The sequence below is a fragment of the Flagellimonas sp. S3867 genome (assembly GCF_014698935.1).
Taxonomy (GTDB): Bacteria; Bacteroidota; Bacteroidia; order Flavobacteriales; family Flavobacteriaceae; genus Flagellimonas.
In genome coordinates, this window is sequence record NZ_JACVMN010000001.1 from 83,233 (window position 1) to 98,128 (window position 14,896).

The window sequence follows — 14,896 nt, forward strand, 5'->3', positions numbered from 1 at the left end:
ATGAAGCGGATAATACTGATGCGGCATGGTAAATCTTCATGGGAATATGAAGTTTCAGACAAGGACAGGCCGCTAAAAGAAAGAGGAATCAACGATGCACATTTGGTATCTGAGGAATTCAACAAAAAGGACATTCAAATTGATTTTGCGTTTTCAAGTCACGCAAATAGAGCATTGCATACGAGCATAATTTTTCTCAGAAACATTGGTTTTTCTTTCGATAAATTTCAAGTCACCGAAGAACTTTATGATTTTTCCGGAGGTAGTGTTCAGAATTTCGTGGAAAATTTGGATAACCAATATGACACCATTTCCGTTTTTGGACACAATTATGCCTTTACATCCCTTGCAAATGCTTGGGGAGATCAGTATATTGACAACGTTCCTACTGCTGGTTTGGTTCAAATTATATTTGATGTAAATAACTGGGCAGAAATTTCAAAAGGAACCACTGAACAAATTATTTTTCCGAAACACTTAAGAGGATAAATGGTAAAAACCAAAAATGAATACGTAAACAGGGAAATAAGTTGGTTGCATTTTAATGCACGGGTACTTCAAGAAAGTGCCGATAAAAGAGTTCCCCTGATTGATAGATTGAGGTTTCTGGGAATTTTCAGCAACAATCTCGATGAATTTTTCAAGGTAAGATACGCTACGGTAAAACGTATTGTTGATGCAGGTAAAAAAGGAAAAAGCGTTCTTGGAGGAGAAAAAGCCAAAGACTTGCTCGAAGAAATCACCAAAATTGTTATCGACCAGCAAGCTCGAAGTCTCGAAATCCTTAAAAGCATTGAAGAAGAGCTTAAAACGGAGAATATTTTCATTATCAACGAAAATGAGGTAAGCGAGAGCCAGACAGAATTTATTAGGGAATACTTTTTCAAAAAGGTCAATCAAGAATTGATGACCATTATTCTGAACGATCTTACCGAGTTTCCACTGTTAAAGGATACTGCGGCCTACCTGGCGGTTAAAATGGTAATGAAAGATGATGAAACCATGAGCGTAAACGGGAATAACCGCTATGCCCTGATTGAAATCCCAAAAGGTATTGATAGATTCATTGTGCTTCCGAAGGAAGGAGATAAAAATTACATCATCATATTGGATGATTTGATTCGATTCTGTTTGGACAGTGTATTTACCATGTTCGATTTTGAATCCATTTCAGCACATATGATCAAGATTACCCGTGATGCCGAATTGGATATTGATAACGATTTGACCAAAAGCTTTATAGAAAAGATATCATCCAGTGTTGAACATCGAAAGATCAGTGATCCTGTCCGTTTTGTCTATGACAAACAAATAGACAAGGATACACTCCAGTTTCTTAAGGACAAGATGAACATTGTAGATACGGATAGCGTGATTCCGGGAGGAAGGTACCATAACAGAAGGGATTATATGGGATTTCCTAGCTTGGGCAGGGAGGACCTGATGTACAAAAAAATAGAAGCCTTACCGGTAAAAGGGCTAAGTATGAAAGGAAGTCTTTTTGAGATGATCAGCCAAAAAGACTATATGATCTATGCGCCTTACCACACATTCAGCTATGTGACCAAGTTTTTAAGGGAAGCTGCGCTAGATCCCAAAGTGAGAAGTATCAAAATCACGGTCTATCGTTTAGCTAATGATAGCCAGGTTGCATCTTCATTGATCAATGCAGCTAAAAACGGGAAGCAAGTTACAGTTCAAATTGAACTACAGGCCCGATTTGATGAACAGGCCAATATTGAATATGCAAACCAATTACAGGCTGAGGGAGTCAAACTGATTTTTGGGGTGCCTGGACTCAAGGTGCACAGCAAAATTTGCCTTGTGGAACGGGAAGAAGCAGAGGGATTGAAAAGATACGGCTTTATAAGTACGGGCAACTTCAACGAATCTACAGCTAAAATATACACTGATTATACCTTATTCACCGCCCATGAGGGAATTTTGAAAGACATGAATCGCGTATTTGAGTTCTTCGAGACCAATTACAAGATCAACAAGTATAAACATCTCGTTGTTTCGCCACACTACACCAAAGTGACCTTCATGAGGTTGATTGATAATGAGATTGAGAACGCCAGGGCAGGAAAAGAGGCCTATATCAAAATTAAGATGAACAGCTTTACTTCGTACAAAATGGTCGACAAACTGTATGAAGCGAGTAGGGCAGGAGTGAAAGTTCAATTGATTATCCGAGGGGTATGTTGCCTTATACCTGGAGTGGAAGGCATGAGTGAAAACATTGAGGCCATCAGTGTGGTCGACAAATTCTTGGAGCATCCAAGATTGTTCATTTTTGGTAATGACGGAGACCCTCACGTATATATATCATCTGCAGATTGGATGACACGAAACCTTGATTTCAGGGTTGAAGTGGGCTGTCCGATTTATGACACAGACATCAAACAAGAATTGTTGGACACTTTTGATATTTCATGGAGGGACAATTCTAAGGCCCGTGTATTTTCGGACAAGCAGGATAATGCTTATAAGCAAAAAGATGCCAATGAACCAGAATTGAGGTCTCAGTTTGCACTTTATGAGTATTATCAAAACCAATTGGAATCCTAAGCCCCTCGCCTTGATAATTCGAAAATTTGCTGCAATAGACATTGGTTCCAACGCAATACGTTTGTTGGTAAACAATGTAATTGAGCAGGAAGAAAAACCCACCACGTTCAAAAAGAGCGAAATCATAAGAGTTCCGGTTCGTTTGGGTGAAGATTCTTTTACCAAAGGGGAAATTTCGGAACACAACCTCCAACGTTTGATCAAGACCATGAAATCCTTTGATTTATTGATGCAGGTCTACGGAGTGGAAAAATATATGGCTTGTGCAACTTCGGCACTGAGAGAAGCCAAAAATGGGAATGAAGTTGTTAAAAAGGTATTTAAGGAATCTGGTGTCAAGATTGAAATAATCGACGGTAAAAGAGAGGCGTCCATCATAGCTTCAACAGATTTAAAAGAGATTATCAAAAAAGACAGGTTGTACCTCTATGTTGATGTTGGGGGAGGAAGTACAGAGTTCACCATTTTTGAAAATGGCAACGTGTTGGTATCCAAATCCTTTAAAATAGGAACCGTTCGAATTTTAAACGGTTTGGTAAATGATGCTGTTTGGCAAGAATTACAGGATTGGATAAAAAGGCATATTCCTGAAAATAGCAAAGTAGAAATAATAGGTTCTGGTGGAAATATCAACAAACTTCACAAAATGTCGGGCAGGAAATTTGATGAACCACTGTCTTACATTTGGTTGAATGCCCAATATCTTTTTTTGAACAGCATGGATTATGAGGATAGAATATCAGAATTAGGGCTGAATCAAGATAGAGCAGATGTTATTATACCAGCAGCTAGAATATTTTTGTCCGCTGCTAAATGGAGCGGAGCTAAAAAGATTCATGTACCTAAAATCGGATTGGCTGATGGAATGATTAAAACCCTTTATTACGAGTAGAATTACCCGTGCATGGTTTCTTTTTTTCCTAGGCTCTCCATTAATTTGGCTTCATATTTCAGCAACTGCTCCCACTTTTTGTCAACCTCTCCCCGATTGCCAAAGGTTCGGGCAAATTTTAGAAACATTGTATAATGATTAGCTTCGCTCACCATCAAGCTTCGGTAAAATTCAGATAATTCGGCATCTTCCAATTCCTCGGAAAGCAAACGGAATCGTTCACAGCTTCTTGCTTCGATAAGGGCTGCATATAAGAGGCGGTGAACCAGATGTGTTTCTCTGCTACCCCCTTTTGGGAAGAATTTCATCAATTCAATAACATATTCATCCTTTCGCTCCCGACCCAAGACCCAACCACGTTTCACAATTTTATCGTGCACCATGTTAAAGTGACCCATTTCCTCACGCGCCAAGGCCGTCATTTCCTTGACCAACTCCGATTTTTCCGGAAAACCTATAATCAATGAAATAGCAGTACTTGCCGCTTTTTGTTCACAATAGGCATGGTCGGTTAAAATCTCTTCAACGTTCTTTTCAACAATATTCACCCATCTGGGGTCGGTAGGTAATTTAAGACCAAGCATACTTTTTGATTTAAAGAACAAAGATAGCGGTATTACGTAAAGAGTTATCAGTTCTCAGTTCGAGTATTTCCGAAGCGCTTAGTACGAAGAAAATGTATTGAGAACTTTTTTTTGGTAGGCAATATGTTCAAAGCAATTGACTTGGTACACTTCTCGATACAATTTCGGCTTGGCCAAAACCACTCGAAGTGACAGAACGATTAAAAATCCAGGTCAAACTCTTTTCTAAGTAAGTCTATTGCAGGATTTTTTTCTTTTAACTTCTGGTATTTTTCTTCGGGAGTAAAAACGAATTTTTTGGCAACCTCTTCATTTACGGTAATTTGCAATGAAATGGAATAGTTGTTCAGTTTTTGTTTGAGGTAATTCATCATAAGACTTTGCTCTCGTTCCACCTCTTTTTTCATGGTGCTGTTCGGAAGCTCAATCCAAATGGTATGCTCGTCTTTTAGCTTGGGCACATCGGTCTGTAAATTACTGGCCAATATTTTGCGTCCCTTATTTTCCAATTGCTGGACAAAATCATTCCAGTGCGTCTGCATGTCCGACACAGTGAAGGCCTCCTTTGGAAGTTCTTCTTCATTTACGGAAGGAGCTTTTACATTTTCATGCGCCTTTTTAGCCTTAATACTGGAAATGGACAGTCCGGAAACCCTGTTTTCCGCAGATTTTAGTTGAATTTTCTTTATGGGTGGGTGTTTTACTTCTATTTGAGCACTAACCTCCTGATGGTGTACTTCGGGCTCTGTCTGAGGTTCGGTTTCAGGTTCTAATTCTGGTTGCTCCGGTTCATATTCAATTGCGGGTTCCGACACAATTTGAGGTGCAATGGGCGCTGCATTATCCTCTTTTTGCGATTTAAAGAACGAAGCCGGGATTATGAATTCAGGCTTTTTTTTTTCTCCATTAAAAGAGATGGAAGCCAATTTCATTAAAGTAAGCTCAACAAGAAGACGTTGATTTTTACTTGTTTTATATTTTAAATCGCAGTCATTGGCCATTTCAAGAGCTTGTAGTAAAAATGCCCTTGAGGTTTTCTTTGCTTGGGACTCGTAATGTTTCTTTACGTCTTCCCCCACTTCCAGTAAAGCAATGGTTTCAGGATGTTGGCATACCATTAAATCCCTAAAATGCGATGCAAGACCAGAAATAAAATGGTGTCCATCAAAACCAAACGACAATGTTTTGTTGAACAATACCAATAGATGTGGAATATTATTGTCCAAAATAAGGTCAGTGGTGTTGAAATATGTATCGTAATCGAGTACGTTCAAATTTTCGGTAACGGCTTTACGGGTCAATTTTTTTCCCGAAAAGCTCACCACCTTGTCAAAAATGGAAAGTGCATCACGCATGGCTCCATCGGCCTTTTGGGCAATGATATGAAGAGCGCTTTCTTCTGCTTCAATTCCTTGCTGTTCAGCAATATATTTTAAATATTCCGAAGCATCTTTCACTGTAATTCGTTTAAAGTCAAAAATTTGACAGCGCGAAAGAATGGTCGGGATTATTTTATGTTTTTCGGTGGTCGCCAAAATAAAAATGGCATGTTTTGGCGGTTCTTCTAGGGTCTTCAAAAAAGCATTGAAAGCAGATTGCGAAAGCATGTGTACCTCATCAATGATATACACTTTGTACTTACCAACTTGCGGAGGTATTCTAACCTGATCTATAAGGCTTCTAATATCATCCACTGAATTGTTGGATGCTGCATCGAGCTCAAATATATTGAAGGCAAAATCCTCATCTTCCAGTTCTGTACCATCCTGGTTAATTTTCTTTGCAAGAATACGAGCACAGGTTGTTTTGCCCACCCCTCTGGGACCACAAAAAAGTAGCGCCTGAGCCAAATGATTATGATCAATGGCATTTAGGAGGGTATTGGTAATAGCTTCCTGTCCCACAACATCTTTAAAGGTCTGTGGACGGTACTTTCGAGCCGATACGATAAAAGGTTCCAAATCAGGAAAAAATTAGCATTAATACAAATATAAAAATAGGAGCTTGCAAAGTGCTATTAGCATTAAGGAGGAAGCTATTTTTTATTAACAATTGAGTTACCTTTGCATCAGCAGGCCACCTTATCGCCCTGTTCTGGACCACGTTCAGAACATGGAGGAAAGTCCGGACACCATAGTGCAGCGTAGCGGATAACATCCGTCCGTTGAAAAGCGAGGACCAGTGCAACAGAAAGCAAGTACAGTTCGGCTGTAGTGAAATCATGTAAACTCTATGAGGTGAAACGTCATGTAAACCAATGTTTGAGGGTTGCACGCCCGAATTGGAGGGTAGGCGGTTCGAGTTTTTGGGCAACCAAGAACCTAGATAAATGATAAGGCTCGACAGAATCCGGCTTATGGCCTGCTTTTATATAATACAAAAGCCATAATAGCATTGTGGCGAAAATTAGCTCATACTTTTGCTAATTGGTAAAGAAAGAAAACAGTGATTCTCCATTGGTTTTCGATGTATTTTCCTTCAATATCACCAACAAATTGGGTTTCTGTCAATCCTAAACCGCTATATATCAATTGTATACTTAAGGTTTTTACTTGGAGTAGTAGCTTTAATTCATGATTGCTTTTTGGATCATAGTAATTCTAGCAACCTTAGCCCTTATTTACATTTGTTCAAGGCTGATGAAATTTGTCAATCCTTCAAAAAATTTGGAGATAACCCATGGTAACCAGGGTGAATTTTGTCAATTTCTGGATGAGAGTCATAAATACTTTGATTAGCCTGTGGATTTATTTGTACTTAGGGTAATTTTCTTAAAGTGGTCCAACAAGGAATTTAAATTCTAAACAACCTTAAACATGATTTCTACATTTTTAATTTTCCTGTTTATCTTTTTACTTTATGTTCTGGGCGTATTGTTGGATGACTTTATTGGCAGGAATGGGAGATTTTGAACATGGAAACAAGTATTTCTATTGTTCAAAGAAACTAAAGACACTTCCACCATATTTTCTGAATTCCACAAAGTGGGGATTGTTTGACAAGTCCGTTCGGTCGGAATGCTCTATGATCAAAAGTCCATCCTCAAGCAGCATTTTTTTCTCAAAAACCAAATCCGCAATTTTGTGAAATTGATCTTCCTCAAAATTATAAGGAGGGTCCGCAAAAATTAGATTGGCCTTTTCCTGAGTTCTTTCCAAGAATTTAAAAACATCCGATTTGATACAGCTTATGGAAAAATCCAATTCTCTCGATATTTTATTGATGTACTGTACACAGCCAGCATAACTATCCACGGCGGTAATGTTCATTGCTCCACGAGATGCAAACTCGAAACTGATGTTCCCAGTTCCTGCAAAAAGGTCCAAAACCTTAAGTTCATCTATATAAAAACGATTGTTCAGGATATTGAAAAGACCCTCTTTGGCCATATCGGTTGTGGGTCTGACCGGAAGTTTTTTTGGAGCGATGAGTCTTTTGCCCTTATATCTACCCGAGATGATACGCACTACAGAGAGCTTAAAGTTGTAAAATCAATAGTCTGTGTTTCCAATTGCTCTAACGGGTAGGTTGGGTCTATGGGTACGAATACTGAAACATTTCGTACGTAGCGATGGCATAAATCAAAAATGGCATCACCTTCCTCCACCGAACCAAACAGCTTAAGCTGTACTTTTTCCAAGTCGATATGCAGCTGCTCCAATCCAAAAAGCAAGTAGTAAAGAAAATCTTCAGCGGTTTTATATTCGAAATGATTGTAAAAGAGAAGTTTTTTATCTGAGATTACGACCATTTCCATCTCTTTGTCAGAAACTTGCACGTAGCATACAGGTTCGGCAGAAGCCCTTGTTTGATTCAATAAGGTTGTAATCAAAACCGTGCCACTGTGTTTAAACTCAAATTCTCCGAAAAGGTCAAAAATGTAATTGTTTATGTTGGCAAATGGCACATAAACATTGACTAGATCATAATTGGAAATCTCGTCATAAACAATATGGTCCGTAGCCATTATTTTGGCATTGAACTTTAAATAATTGGGAAGTTCTTCCTTGTTAAAAAGTGTTTTGGGAACCAGACTGAACAATCCACTTTTATGAATGACCACTACTTCAGAGAACTTTGTTTGGATACCGTCTACCTGATTGAGAAGAGATTTCAACTCCTTTAGCATCAAATAGGGAGTGGAAGGTGTTTTAAACGACACTTTTTCAAATGCCAATATTTCATTTGATATAGTATCCAAAACACAAAAAGAAAGTCCATTCAAACCAATTTGAATGGACAGTTTCTTAAAAGTATTTTCGGTTTCGGCCTTCGGTATATTATTGGTCTTTTCTGTCATAAATTGGAGGCCAGTTTCCATTGGTGCTCACATCAGTAAGAGAGCCTACTATAATTTCTGTGCCATTTACTTCTTCAACACTTTGGTGGGCATTTTCACGCGCCAACAAATCTGCAGGTTGGTCGTATAGCACTACGTTTTTAGCAATTTTGGCTTCAAAAACGGGAGCTTTGTACCCCTGCTTATCAATAATATCAGCTTTCATCGCAAATTTTTCCTCTCCTTGCGCTCCAGGAACGTTCATCATGGTCTTATAACTATCATTATTTTTAAACAATGAATCTCTTACCTTGACAAAGCCCAAAGTATCAATAATAATGGTATCAACTTGTAGATCAATTTGATATACTTTGTTGTAACGCATAAATGAAGAATCTCTTTGCTGCGTGATGGTGTAGTTGCCAGTATCTACAAATTGAATAAGGCTGTTGAAATTACTTGCGAATCTACCGTTTACGGTTTTATACGCTTCTTGTGAATCTCTAATGTCCTTCAACTTGGCGATAACTTTGGAAAATCTTTCTTTTCTGACCTTTTTAAATTCGATAGGGGCGTTGATGGATTGATAAATTTTGTAGCCCAAGAAAATGCTCAAAAGTCCGAATGCAATAACTAGAATCGGTTTTATCTTTTGTGGCAAAAACCTATCAATTAGAAATACTAGGCCTATGGTCAGGAGGCATATAACTACAACTATAAGAATTAAACTTAACATACTAATTTTTTCTTTGAGAGTTAATTTAGCGGTTACAAGCAAATCTACAATTTTTTTTTAATCACGAAACTTTTTGCTTTAAAAATCCATGCTATCTTTAGGTGCTTATGAAAGACCCTACTTCCAGTGGATTTTTAACCCTCCTTAAGGATAAATTTCCTCACGAACCTACATTGAAACAAGCTACGGCCCTAGACAAACTTTCTAGATTTGTTTTAGAGGGCAAGCGGGATGGGCTGTTTCTTTTAAAAGGATTCGCAGGTACCGGAAAAACTACCATAGTGGGCACCTTGGTAAACAGCCTCTGGAAAATTAAGATGAGCGCGGTACTCTTGGCACCTACGGGAAGAGCTGCAAAAGTGATGTCTTCCTATTCTAAGAGTCACGCATTTACCATTCATAAGAAAATTTATTTTCCAAAAAAGCAAGCCGGCGGAGGCGTACAGTTTGTTTTGGCTCCGAACAAGCATCGTAATACACTTTTTATTGTTGATGAGGCTTCGATGATACCCGATACACCTGCGGATTCCAAACTTTTTGAAAATGGTTCATTGTTGGATGATTTGATGTATTATGTATACTCTGGCCATAATTGCAAGCTTTTGTTGATAGGTGATACCGCCCAATTGCCTCCAGTAAAACTGGATATGAGCCCCGCTTTGGAAGAAGGAAGACTTTCGCTTAACTACAATAAAGAAGTAGACACCTTGGAACTGGATGAAGTAATGCGGCAAGAAGATGATTCAGGAATACTTTTTAACGCCACCAATCTAAGAGAACAATTACAATCGGAGTATTTTGACGAATTCAAATTCAACGTAAGCAGATACGAAGATATCGTGAGATTGATAGATGGAACCGAAATACAAGAAGCTATTGATTCTTCATACGCTGAAAACGGAAAAGAAGAAACAGCCATAATAGTAAGATCCAATAAGCGGGCCAACCTGTACAATAAGAATATAAGAGAGCGTATTTTGTTTTTGGACCATGAAATCGCGGTTGGAGATTATATGATGGTGGTCAAGAACAATTATTTTTGGTTAAGACCCAATTCGGAAGCCGGCTTTATAGCAAATGGTGATATTATTGAAATTTTGGAACTTTTCGCCATTAAGGAACTATATGGATTTTCATTTGCTGAAGTAAAAGTGAAAATGGTGGATTATCCGAACCAAAAACCCTTTGAGACGGTTCTATTATTGGATACCATAAATGCTGAGACCCCTTCATTATCGTATGAGGATGGAAACAAGCTCTATCAAGAAGTGTCCAAGGATTATGCCCATGAAAAATCAAACTACAAACGATTTTTGGGTGTAAAGAACAACAAATATTTTAATGCACTTCAAGTAAAATTCTCATACGCCATTACCTGCCATAAATCTCAAGGAGGGCAGTGGAACACGGTATTTGTAGAACAACCCTATTTGCCGAACGGTCCAGATAAGGATTATCTACGATGGTTATACACAGCTGTTACAAGAGCCAAGCAGAAACTATTCCTAATCGGATTTAAAGATGATTTTTTTCTTGACTAGGAATATCCTATTTTAGACATGACCATGAGCATGAATCCAGATACCATAATAAGCATATTTTTAGGCATAGGCCTAGCCGCCTCAGTTGGATTTAGGGTATTTCTCCCTCTTTTCTCACTAAGTTTGGCAGCTTATCTGGGGGTATGGGAACTCAATGAAAATTGGCAATGGATAGGAAGCATTGCTGCCCTTATTGCCTTTGGGGTTGCCACCATTGTAGAAATTTTTGCGTACTTTATTCCCTGGGTGGACAATGCCTTGGATAGTTTGGCAGTTCCCTTAGCTGCAGTAGCCGGTACCGCTGTTATGGTATCGACCGTTGCCAATCTAGATCCAGTAGTCACTTGGTCCTTGGCAATAATTGCGGGAGGGGGAACTGCAACAGCCATTAAAGGCGCCAATGCTGCCGGTAGATTAACCTCCACTGCTACCACAGGCGGAATTGCAAACCCAGTAGTATCAACCATCGAAACAGGAACTGCCGTGGCAGTTTCAACAGCCTCTATATTAGTTCCACCGATTGCAGCCATTTTGGTCATTGTGATTTTGGTGGTTATTTTCAGAATTTATCGCAAATTGCGGCCAAAACGGTAGTTTTGACCATAATATAGAAGTAGTGAAAATAATTTCATTGATTCCGGCGAGGTACCAAGCCTCAAGATTTCCCGCAAAACTGATGCAAGATTTAGGCGGAAAGCCTGTGATTGTTCGCACATACGAAGCTGCGGTTCAAACAGGACTTTTTGACGAAGTCTACGTGGTAACCGATAGCCAAATCATTTTCGATACAATTTCTGCCATCGGAGGCAAGGTGCTGATGAGCAAAAAAGAACATGAAAGTGGCAGCGATAGAATTGCGGAGGCCGTAGTTGCTTTGGATGTGGATATCGCAATCAATGTGCAAGGAGATGAACCTTTCATAGACGGGGAAAGCTTGAAAAAAGTTATAGAGGTCTTTAAGAATGATGATGACGAAGAGATAGATTTGGCCTCGTTAATGACTCCTATTACCGATTGGGAGGAAATTGCAAATCCGAATACAGTTAAGGTGATTGTAGATAATCAAGATTTTGCGCTGTATTTTTCAAGATCACCCATTCCCTATCCAAGAGATGAAAGTGTTGATGCCAAATATTATAAGCATAAAGGAATTTACGCCTTTAGAAAAAGAGCGCTGCTCGATTTTCAACGGTTGCCGATGTTGCCCTTAGAAGCCAAAGAAAAAATTGAGGCCATCCGATTTTTGGAATACGGAAAAAAAATAAAAATGGTGGAAACACACGTCACCGGAATAGAAATTGATACCCCAGAAGACCTAGAACGAGCCCAAAAAGCATGGAGATAGATTATAACAACATAAAAGTAATCGGCTTTGATGCCGATGACACCCTCTGGGTAAACGAAACCTATTTTAGGGAAACAGAGGAGCGGTTTGCTGAACTCTTGGAAAACTATGAGACCAAAAACAAGGTAGATCAAGAGCTCTTTAAAATTGAGATGCAAAATCTTGAAATCTATGGATATGGAATAAAAGGTTTTGTGCTTTCCATGATTGAATCTGCCTTGGACCTTTCCAATAACAGAATTTCACAAGAAACCATTTTAGAAATTCTTGACCTGGGCAAAAAAATGATTTCCCATCCTGTCGAATTGTTGGATGGGGTAGAGGAAGTCTTGGAAAAACTACACCAGAAATACCGCTTAATAGTACTTACAAAAGGAGATTTATTGGACCAAGAGCGGAAATTGGATAAATCAGGAATATCTAAGTACTTTCACCATGTAGAGGTACTCAGCGACAAAAAAGAAAATAATTATAAGAACCTACTAGATCATTTGGAAATAAATGTGGATGAGTTTTTGATGATTGGCAATTCGTTAAAATCCGATGTATTGCCTATCTTGAATATTGGGGCCAAGGCCATCCATATCCCATTTCATACGACATGGGCACACGAAATGGTCGAAGATGCACATCAGGTGAACGGTCACCTGAAGTTGAACAGTTTAAAAGAAGTTCTCACGTATTTGAACAACCAATGAAAACAAAAAGTAGTTTGAAAAAAGAAATTACATCGGACAAGAATACCCAGTACCGCAATTTCCCCATGGTACCGAGGGTGGTTTTTGGCAAAGGCAGTTTTTCCCAATTGGGAGAGGTATTATTACCCAAACGCAGAAATTCAGAGGCACCTTTTATTTTTTTGGTGGACGATTTTTTCGAGAATACCAAAATAATAAACCAGATTCCTTTGATGTTCAATGATGAACTCATCTTTATTTCTGCAAACGAGGAACCAAAAACCGGACAGGTTGATGCCTTGGTGGCAAGAATACAAGAAAAATTTGGAGAATTACCCTCTGGAATAGTTGGCATTGGAGGTGGAACATTACTGGATTTGGCCAAAGCAGTAGCTATAATGTCCACCAACAATGGTAAAGCCAGCGAATATCAAGGCTGGGATTTGGTTCATAAACCGGCATTATACCATGTGGGAATTCCTACCATAAGCGGAACCGGAGCCGAAGTGTCAAGAACTACAGTTTTGTTGGGCCCTGACAAAAAACTTGGAATCAATTCGGATTACACCACATATGACCAAGTGATTTTGGACCCCGATTTAACCAAGACCGTTTCCAAAGAACAATGGTTTTATACAGGAATGGATTGTTATATCCACTGCATAGAATCATTAAATGGAACCTACTTGAATGCATTCAGCAAAAGCTATGGTGAAAAATCCCTTGAGCTTTGTATGGATGTTTTTCTCAAAGATATTCCAGAAGCAGAATCGCGTGACAAGTTAATGATGGCATCGTGGCATGGAGGCATGAGTATTGCGTATTCCCAAGTGGGTGTTGCACATGCCATGAGTTACGGTTTGTCTTATCTATTAGGCATAAAACACGGTTTGGGCAATTGTTTGGTATTTCAACATCTAGATGAGTTTTACCCCGAAGGAGTACGGTACTTTAAGAAAATGATGAGAAAACAATACATAGAACTTCCTACAGGAATTTGTGCGAACCTAACACAAAACGATTTTGACATCCTTATTAACGTAGCCCTTAGTATGGATGCATTATGGGAAAATGCCCTGGGAAGTGATTGGAAAAATAAGGTTACACCCGATTGTTTGCAAAATATCTATATGAAAATATAGGGTTTAAGCCATTGGGCTTATATAACTAACTCGGATTACATGCACAAACTAGCTAGGTTTTTGTACTTCAAAGTATTGCGTTGGAAGTTTGTAGGCACTTTTCCTGACTTGGATAAATGCATAATAATTGTAGTTCCGCATACACATTGGATGGATTTCTTTTTAGGACTCTTGGTCAGGAAAGTGATCAATAAAGAAATGAATTACATTGCCAAAAAGGGCCTTTTTAAACCTCCTTTTGGCTGGTTTTTCCGTTGGACCGGAGGAGCGCCGATAGATCGTAGCAAAAATTCCAATACTGTCGATAGTATAGCCCAAATTTTTAATGAACGAAAAGTTTTTCGATTTGCATTGGCTCCGGAAGGCACTCGTAAAAAGGTTACAGCACTAAAAACGGGGTTTTATCATATCGCTAAAAAGGCACAAGTTCCCATTGTGATGGTGGCATTTGATTTTGGAAAGAAACAGGTCAAAGTTTCGGAACCAAAATATCCAACCGATGATATTCAAAAAGATTTTAAGGAAATTCGAAGCTTTTTTAAGGGCGTAAAAGGCAAGGTGCCCGAATACAGTTACTAGGTTTTGTTCAGCTTCTTTTCAGGTTTTGGTTTTTCCACTTTTTTCGTATTACCTGGAAATACTAAATTGGTACTGGAGTACGAACTTCCAAAGGTGAGCGCAGCCGCATATACTTGCTGTATGGCATCTATTACTTGATGCTCTGAAAGCTCTTTAAGCGGATGGGTATAAACGGACCATAGAACCTCATCGCTTAAGGCATACTTCACATCCAACGCCGAATGAAAATTGGCTACAAGTGCATTTAAAAGCTCTTCTTCTCCAATTTTTTCTCGTTCAATAATGGGTGAAATGATTCGCATTCGATTGGCATTCTCATCAAAAACACAAATCAACATGGCTTCATTGAATAGAAATTGGTATGAATTGCCATTAGTTTTGACGGTATCGGCTTCTTTTTCAATAATCTCATAGAGTTTGGCAGCGGTCATTTCCTGAGCTTGAACGGACACCATAAAGAGTAATAGAATACTTGAAAATAGAATACGCATGATGGAAAGTTTAAGTTTTGGTCGCTTGAATGTTCAACTCTTTACAAAGATGCAAGGTT

At 38.8% G+C, this 14,896-nt stretch carries 15 protein-coding genes and 1 other RNA gene; 10 read left to right on the forward strand and 6 right to left on the reverse strand.

Annotation, left to right across the window (positions count from 1 at the left end; translation table 11 throughout):
- The 3 genes from IAG46_RS00400 to IAG46_RS00410 are packed head-to-tail and all read left to right on the forward strand — an operon-like array spanning position 1 to position 3,463.
- Positions 1-489 (forward strand): histidine phosphatase family protein, encoded by a 489-nt coding sequence (locus tag IAG46_RS00400; protein ID WP_190808346.1) that lies wholly within the window; start codon positions 1-3, stop codon positions 487-489.
- Positions 490-2,571, forward strand: coding sequence for a polyphosphate kinase 1 (gene ppk1 / locus IAG46_RS00405; protein ID WP_190808347.1), 2,082 nt, complete (start codon positions 490-492; stop codon positions 2,569-2,571). It begins immediately after the preceding gene.
- The gene (locus IAG46_RS00410; protein WP_190808348.1) at positions 2,540-3,463 is read left to right on the forward strand and encodes a Ppx/GppA phosphatase family protein; all 924 of its coding nucleotides are present in this window, start codon (positions 2,540-2,542) and stop codon (positions 3,461-3,463) included. Before ppk1 ends, IAG46_RS00410 begins: the two co-directional genes overlap by 32 nt.
- A 2-nt stretch (positions 3,464-3,465) precedes the next feature.
- Here the strand turns inward: IAG46_RS00410 and IAG46_RS00415 are convergent, their stop codons facing one another.
- Both IAG46_RS00415 and IAG46_RS00420 read right to left on the reverse strand, forming a co-directional pair.
- Entirely contained in the window at positions 3,466-4,047 is a 582-nt protein-coding gene (locus tag IAG46_RS00415; RefSeq protein WP_190808349.1) for a tRNA-(ms[2]io[6]A)-hydroxylase, read from the reverse strand.
- A 200-nt stretch (positions 4,048-4,247) separates the two neighbouring features.
- Positions 4,248-6,008, reverse strand: coding sequence for a DNA polymerase III subunit gamma/tau (locus IAG46_RS00420; RefSeq protein WP_190808350.1), 1,761 nt, complete (start codon positions 6,006-6,008; stop codon positions 4,248-4,250).
- A 107-nt stretch (positions 6,009-6,115) separates the two neighbouring features.
- On the opposite strand from IAG46_RS00420, the gene rnpB reads away from it, so the two are divergent.
- Positions 6,116-6,419: RNase P RNA component class A (rnpB, locus tag IAG46_RS00425), an RNA gene on the forward strand.
- A gap of 558 nt (positions 6,420-6,977) precedes the next feature.
- Here the strand turns inward: rnpB and IAG46_RS00430 are convergent.
- From IAG46_RS00430 to IAG46_RS00440, 3 genes are read right to left on the reverse strand one after another with little or no spacing between them, the layout of a single operon-like run.
- The gene (locus IAG46_RS00430) at positions 6,978-7,514 is read right to left on the reverse strand and encodes an RsmD family RNA methyltransferase (RefSeq protein ID WP_190808351.1); all 537 of its coding nucleotides are present in this window, start codon (positions 7,512-7,514) and stop codon (positions 6,978-6,980) included.
- Complete coding sequence (locus IAG46_RS00435; RefSeq protein WP_223826529.1) at positions 7,514-8,347, reverse strand: DUF3822 family protein; 834 nt, start codon at positions 8,345-8,347, stop codon at positions 7,514-7,516. Before IAG46_RS00435 ends, IAG46_RS00430 begins: the two co-directional genes overlap by 1 nt.
- Entirely contained in the window at positions 8,328-8,975 is a 648-nt protein-coding gene (locus IAG46_RS00440; protein ID WP_190809718.1) for a hypothetical protein, read from the reverse strand. Before IAG46_RS00440 ends, IAG46_RS00435 begins: the two co-directional genes overlap by 20 nt.
- Positions 8,976-9,169: 194 nt before the next feature.
- On the opposite strand from IAG46_RS00440, the gene IAG46_RS00445 reads away from it, so the two are divergent.
- From IAG46_RS00445 to IAG46_RS00470, 6 genes are read left to right on the forward strand one after another with little or no spacing between them, the layout of a single operon-like run.
- Complete coding sequence (locus tag IAG46_RS00445; RefSeq protein ID WP_190808353.1) at positions 9,170-10,603, forward strand: ATP-dependent RecD-like DNA helicase; 1,434 nt, start codon at positions 9,170-9,172, stop codon at positions 10,601-10,603.
- Positions 10,604-10,633: 30 nt separating this feature from the next.
- On the forward strand, positions 10,634-11,197 hold the full coding sequence (locus IAG46_RS00450) for a DUF4126 domain-containing protein (protein WP_190808354.1): 564 nt from the start codon (positions 10,634-10,636) through the stop codon (positions 11,195-11,197).
- Positions 11,198-11,219: 22 nt separating this feature from the next.
- Positions 11,220-11,948 carry a 3-deoxy-manno-octulosonate cytidylyltransferase gene (gene kdsB / locus IAG46_RS00455; protein WP_368668158.1) on the forward strand — a complete coding sequence of 243 codons (729 nt, stop codon included), beginning with the start codon at positions 11,220-11,222 and terminating at the stop codon, positions 11,946-11,948.
- The gene (locus IAG46_RS00460; protein ID WP_190808355.1) at positions 11,939-12,646 is read left to right on the forward strand and encodes an HAD family hydrolase; all 708 of its coding nucleotides are present in this window, start codon (positions 11,939-11,941) and stop codon (positions 12,644-12,646) included. Before kdsB ends, IAG46_RS00460 begins: the two co-directional genes overlap by 10 nt.
- Entirely contained in the window at positions 12,643-13,767 is a 1,125-nt protein-coding gene (locus IAG46_RS00465) for an iron-containing alcohol dehydrogenase family protein (protein WP_190808356.1), read from the forward strand. The genes IAG46_RS00460 and IAG46_RS00465 overlap by 4 nt, the downstream gene beginning before the upstream one ends.
- A 39-nt stretch (positions 13,768-13,806) precedes the next feature.
- A complete protein-coding gene (locus IAG46_RS00470; protein WP_190808357.1) occupies positions 13,807-14,346 on the forward strand; it encodes a 1-acyl-sn-glycerol-3-phosphate acyltransferase in 540 nt (179 codons plus the stop codon).
- Here IAG46_RS00470 and IAG46_RS00475 read toward each other — a convergent pair.
- Positions 14,343-14,837, reverse strand: coding sequence for a hypothetical protein (locus IAG46_RS00475; protein ID WP_190808358.1), 495 nt, complete (start codon positions 14,835-14,837; stop codon positions 14,343-14,345). The two genes, IAG46_RS00470 and IAG46_RS00475, sit on opposite strands and share 4 nt — an antisense overlap.
- Between the last annotated feature and the right edge of the window lie 59 nt (positions 14,838-14,896).

Coding starts and splice junctions, on each gene's coding strand:
- IAG46_RS00400 (WP_190808346.1), top strand. CDS start 1: ATGAAGCGGATAATACTGATGCGGCATGGTAAATCTTCATGGGAATAT.
- ppk1 (WP_190808347.1), top strand. CDS start 490: ATGGTAAAAACCAAAAATGAATACGTAAACAGGGAAATAAGTTGGTTG.
- IAG46_RS00410 (WP_190808348.1), top strand. CDS start 2,540: ATGAGTATTATCAAAACCAATTGGAATCCTAAGCCCCTCGCCTTGATA.
- IAG46_RS00415 (WP_190808349.1), bottom strand. CDS start 4,047: ATGCTTGGTCTTAAATTACCTACCGACCCCAGATGGGTGAATATTGTT.
- IAG46_RS00435 (WP_223826529.1), bottom strand. CDS start 8,347: ATGACAGAAAAGACCAATAATATACCGAAGGCCGAAACCGAAAATACT.
- IAG46_RS00445 (WP_190808353.1), top strand. CDS start 9,170: ATGAAAGACCCTACTTCCAGTGGATTTTTAACCCTCCTTAAGGATAAA.
- IAG46_RS00450 (WP_190808354.1), top strand. CDS start 10,634: ATGAATCCAGATACCATAATAAGCATATTTTTAGGCATAGGCCTAGCC.
- IAG46_RS00460 (WP_190808355.1), top strand. CDS start 11,939: ATGGAGATAGATTATAACAACATAAAAGTAATCGGCTTTGATGCCGAT.
- IAG46_RS00465 (WP_190808356.1), top strand. CDS start 12,643: ATGAAAACAAAAAGTAGTTTGAAAAAAGAAATTACATCGGACAAGAAT.
- IAG46_RS00470 (WP_190808357.1), top strand. CDS start 13,807: ATGCACAAACTAGCTAGGTTTTTGTACTTCAAAGTATTGCGTTGGAAG.
- IAG46_RS00475 (WP_190808358.1), bottom strand. CDS start 14,837: ATGCGTATTCTATTTTCAAGTATTCTATTACTCTTTATGGTGTCCGTT.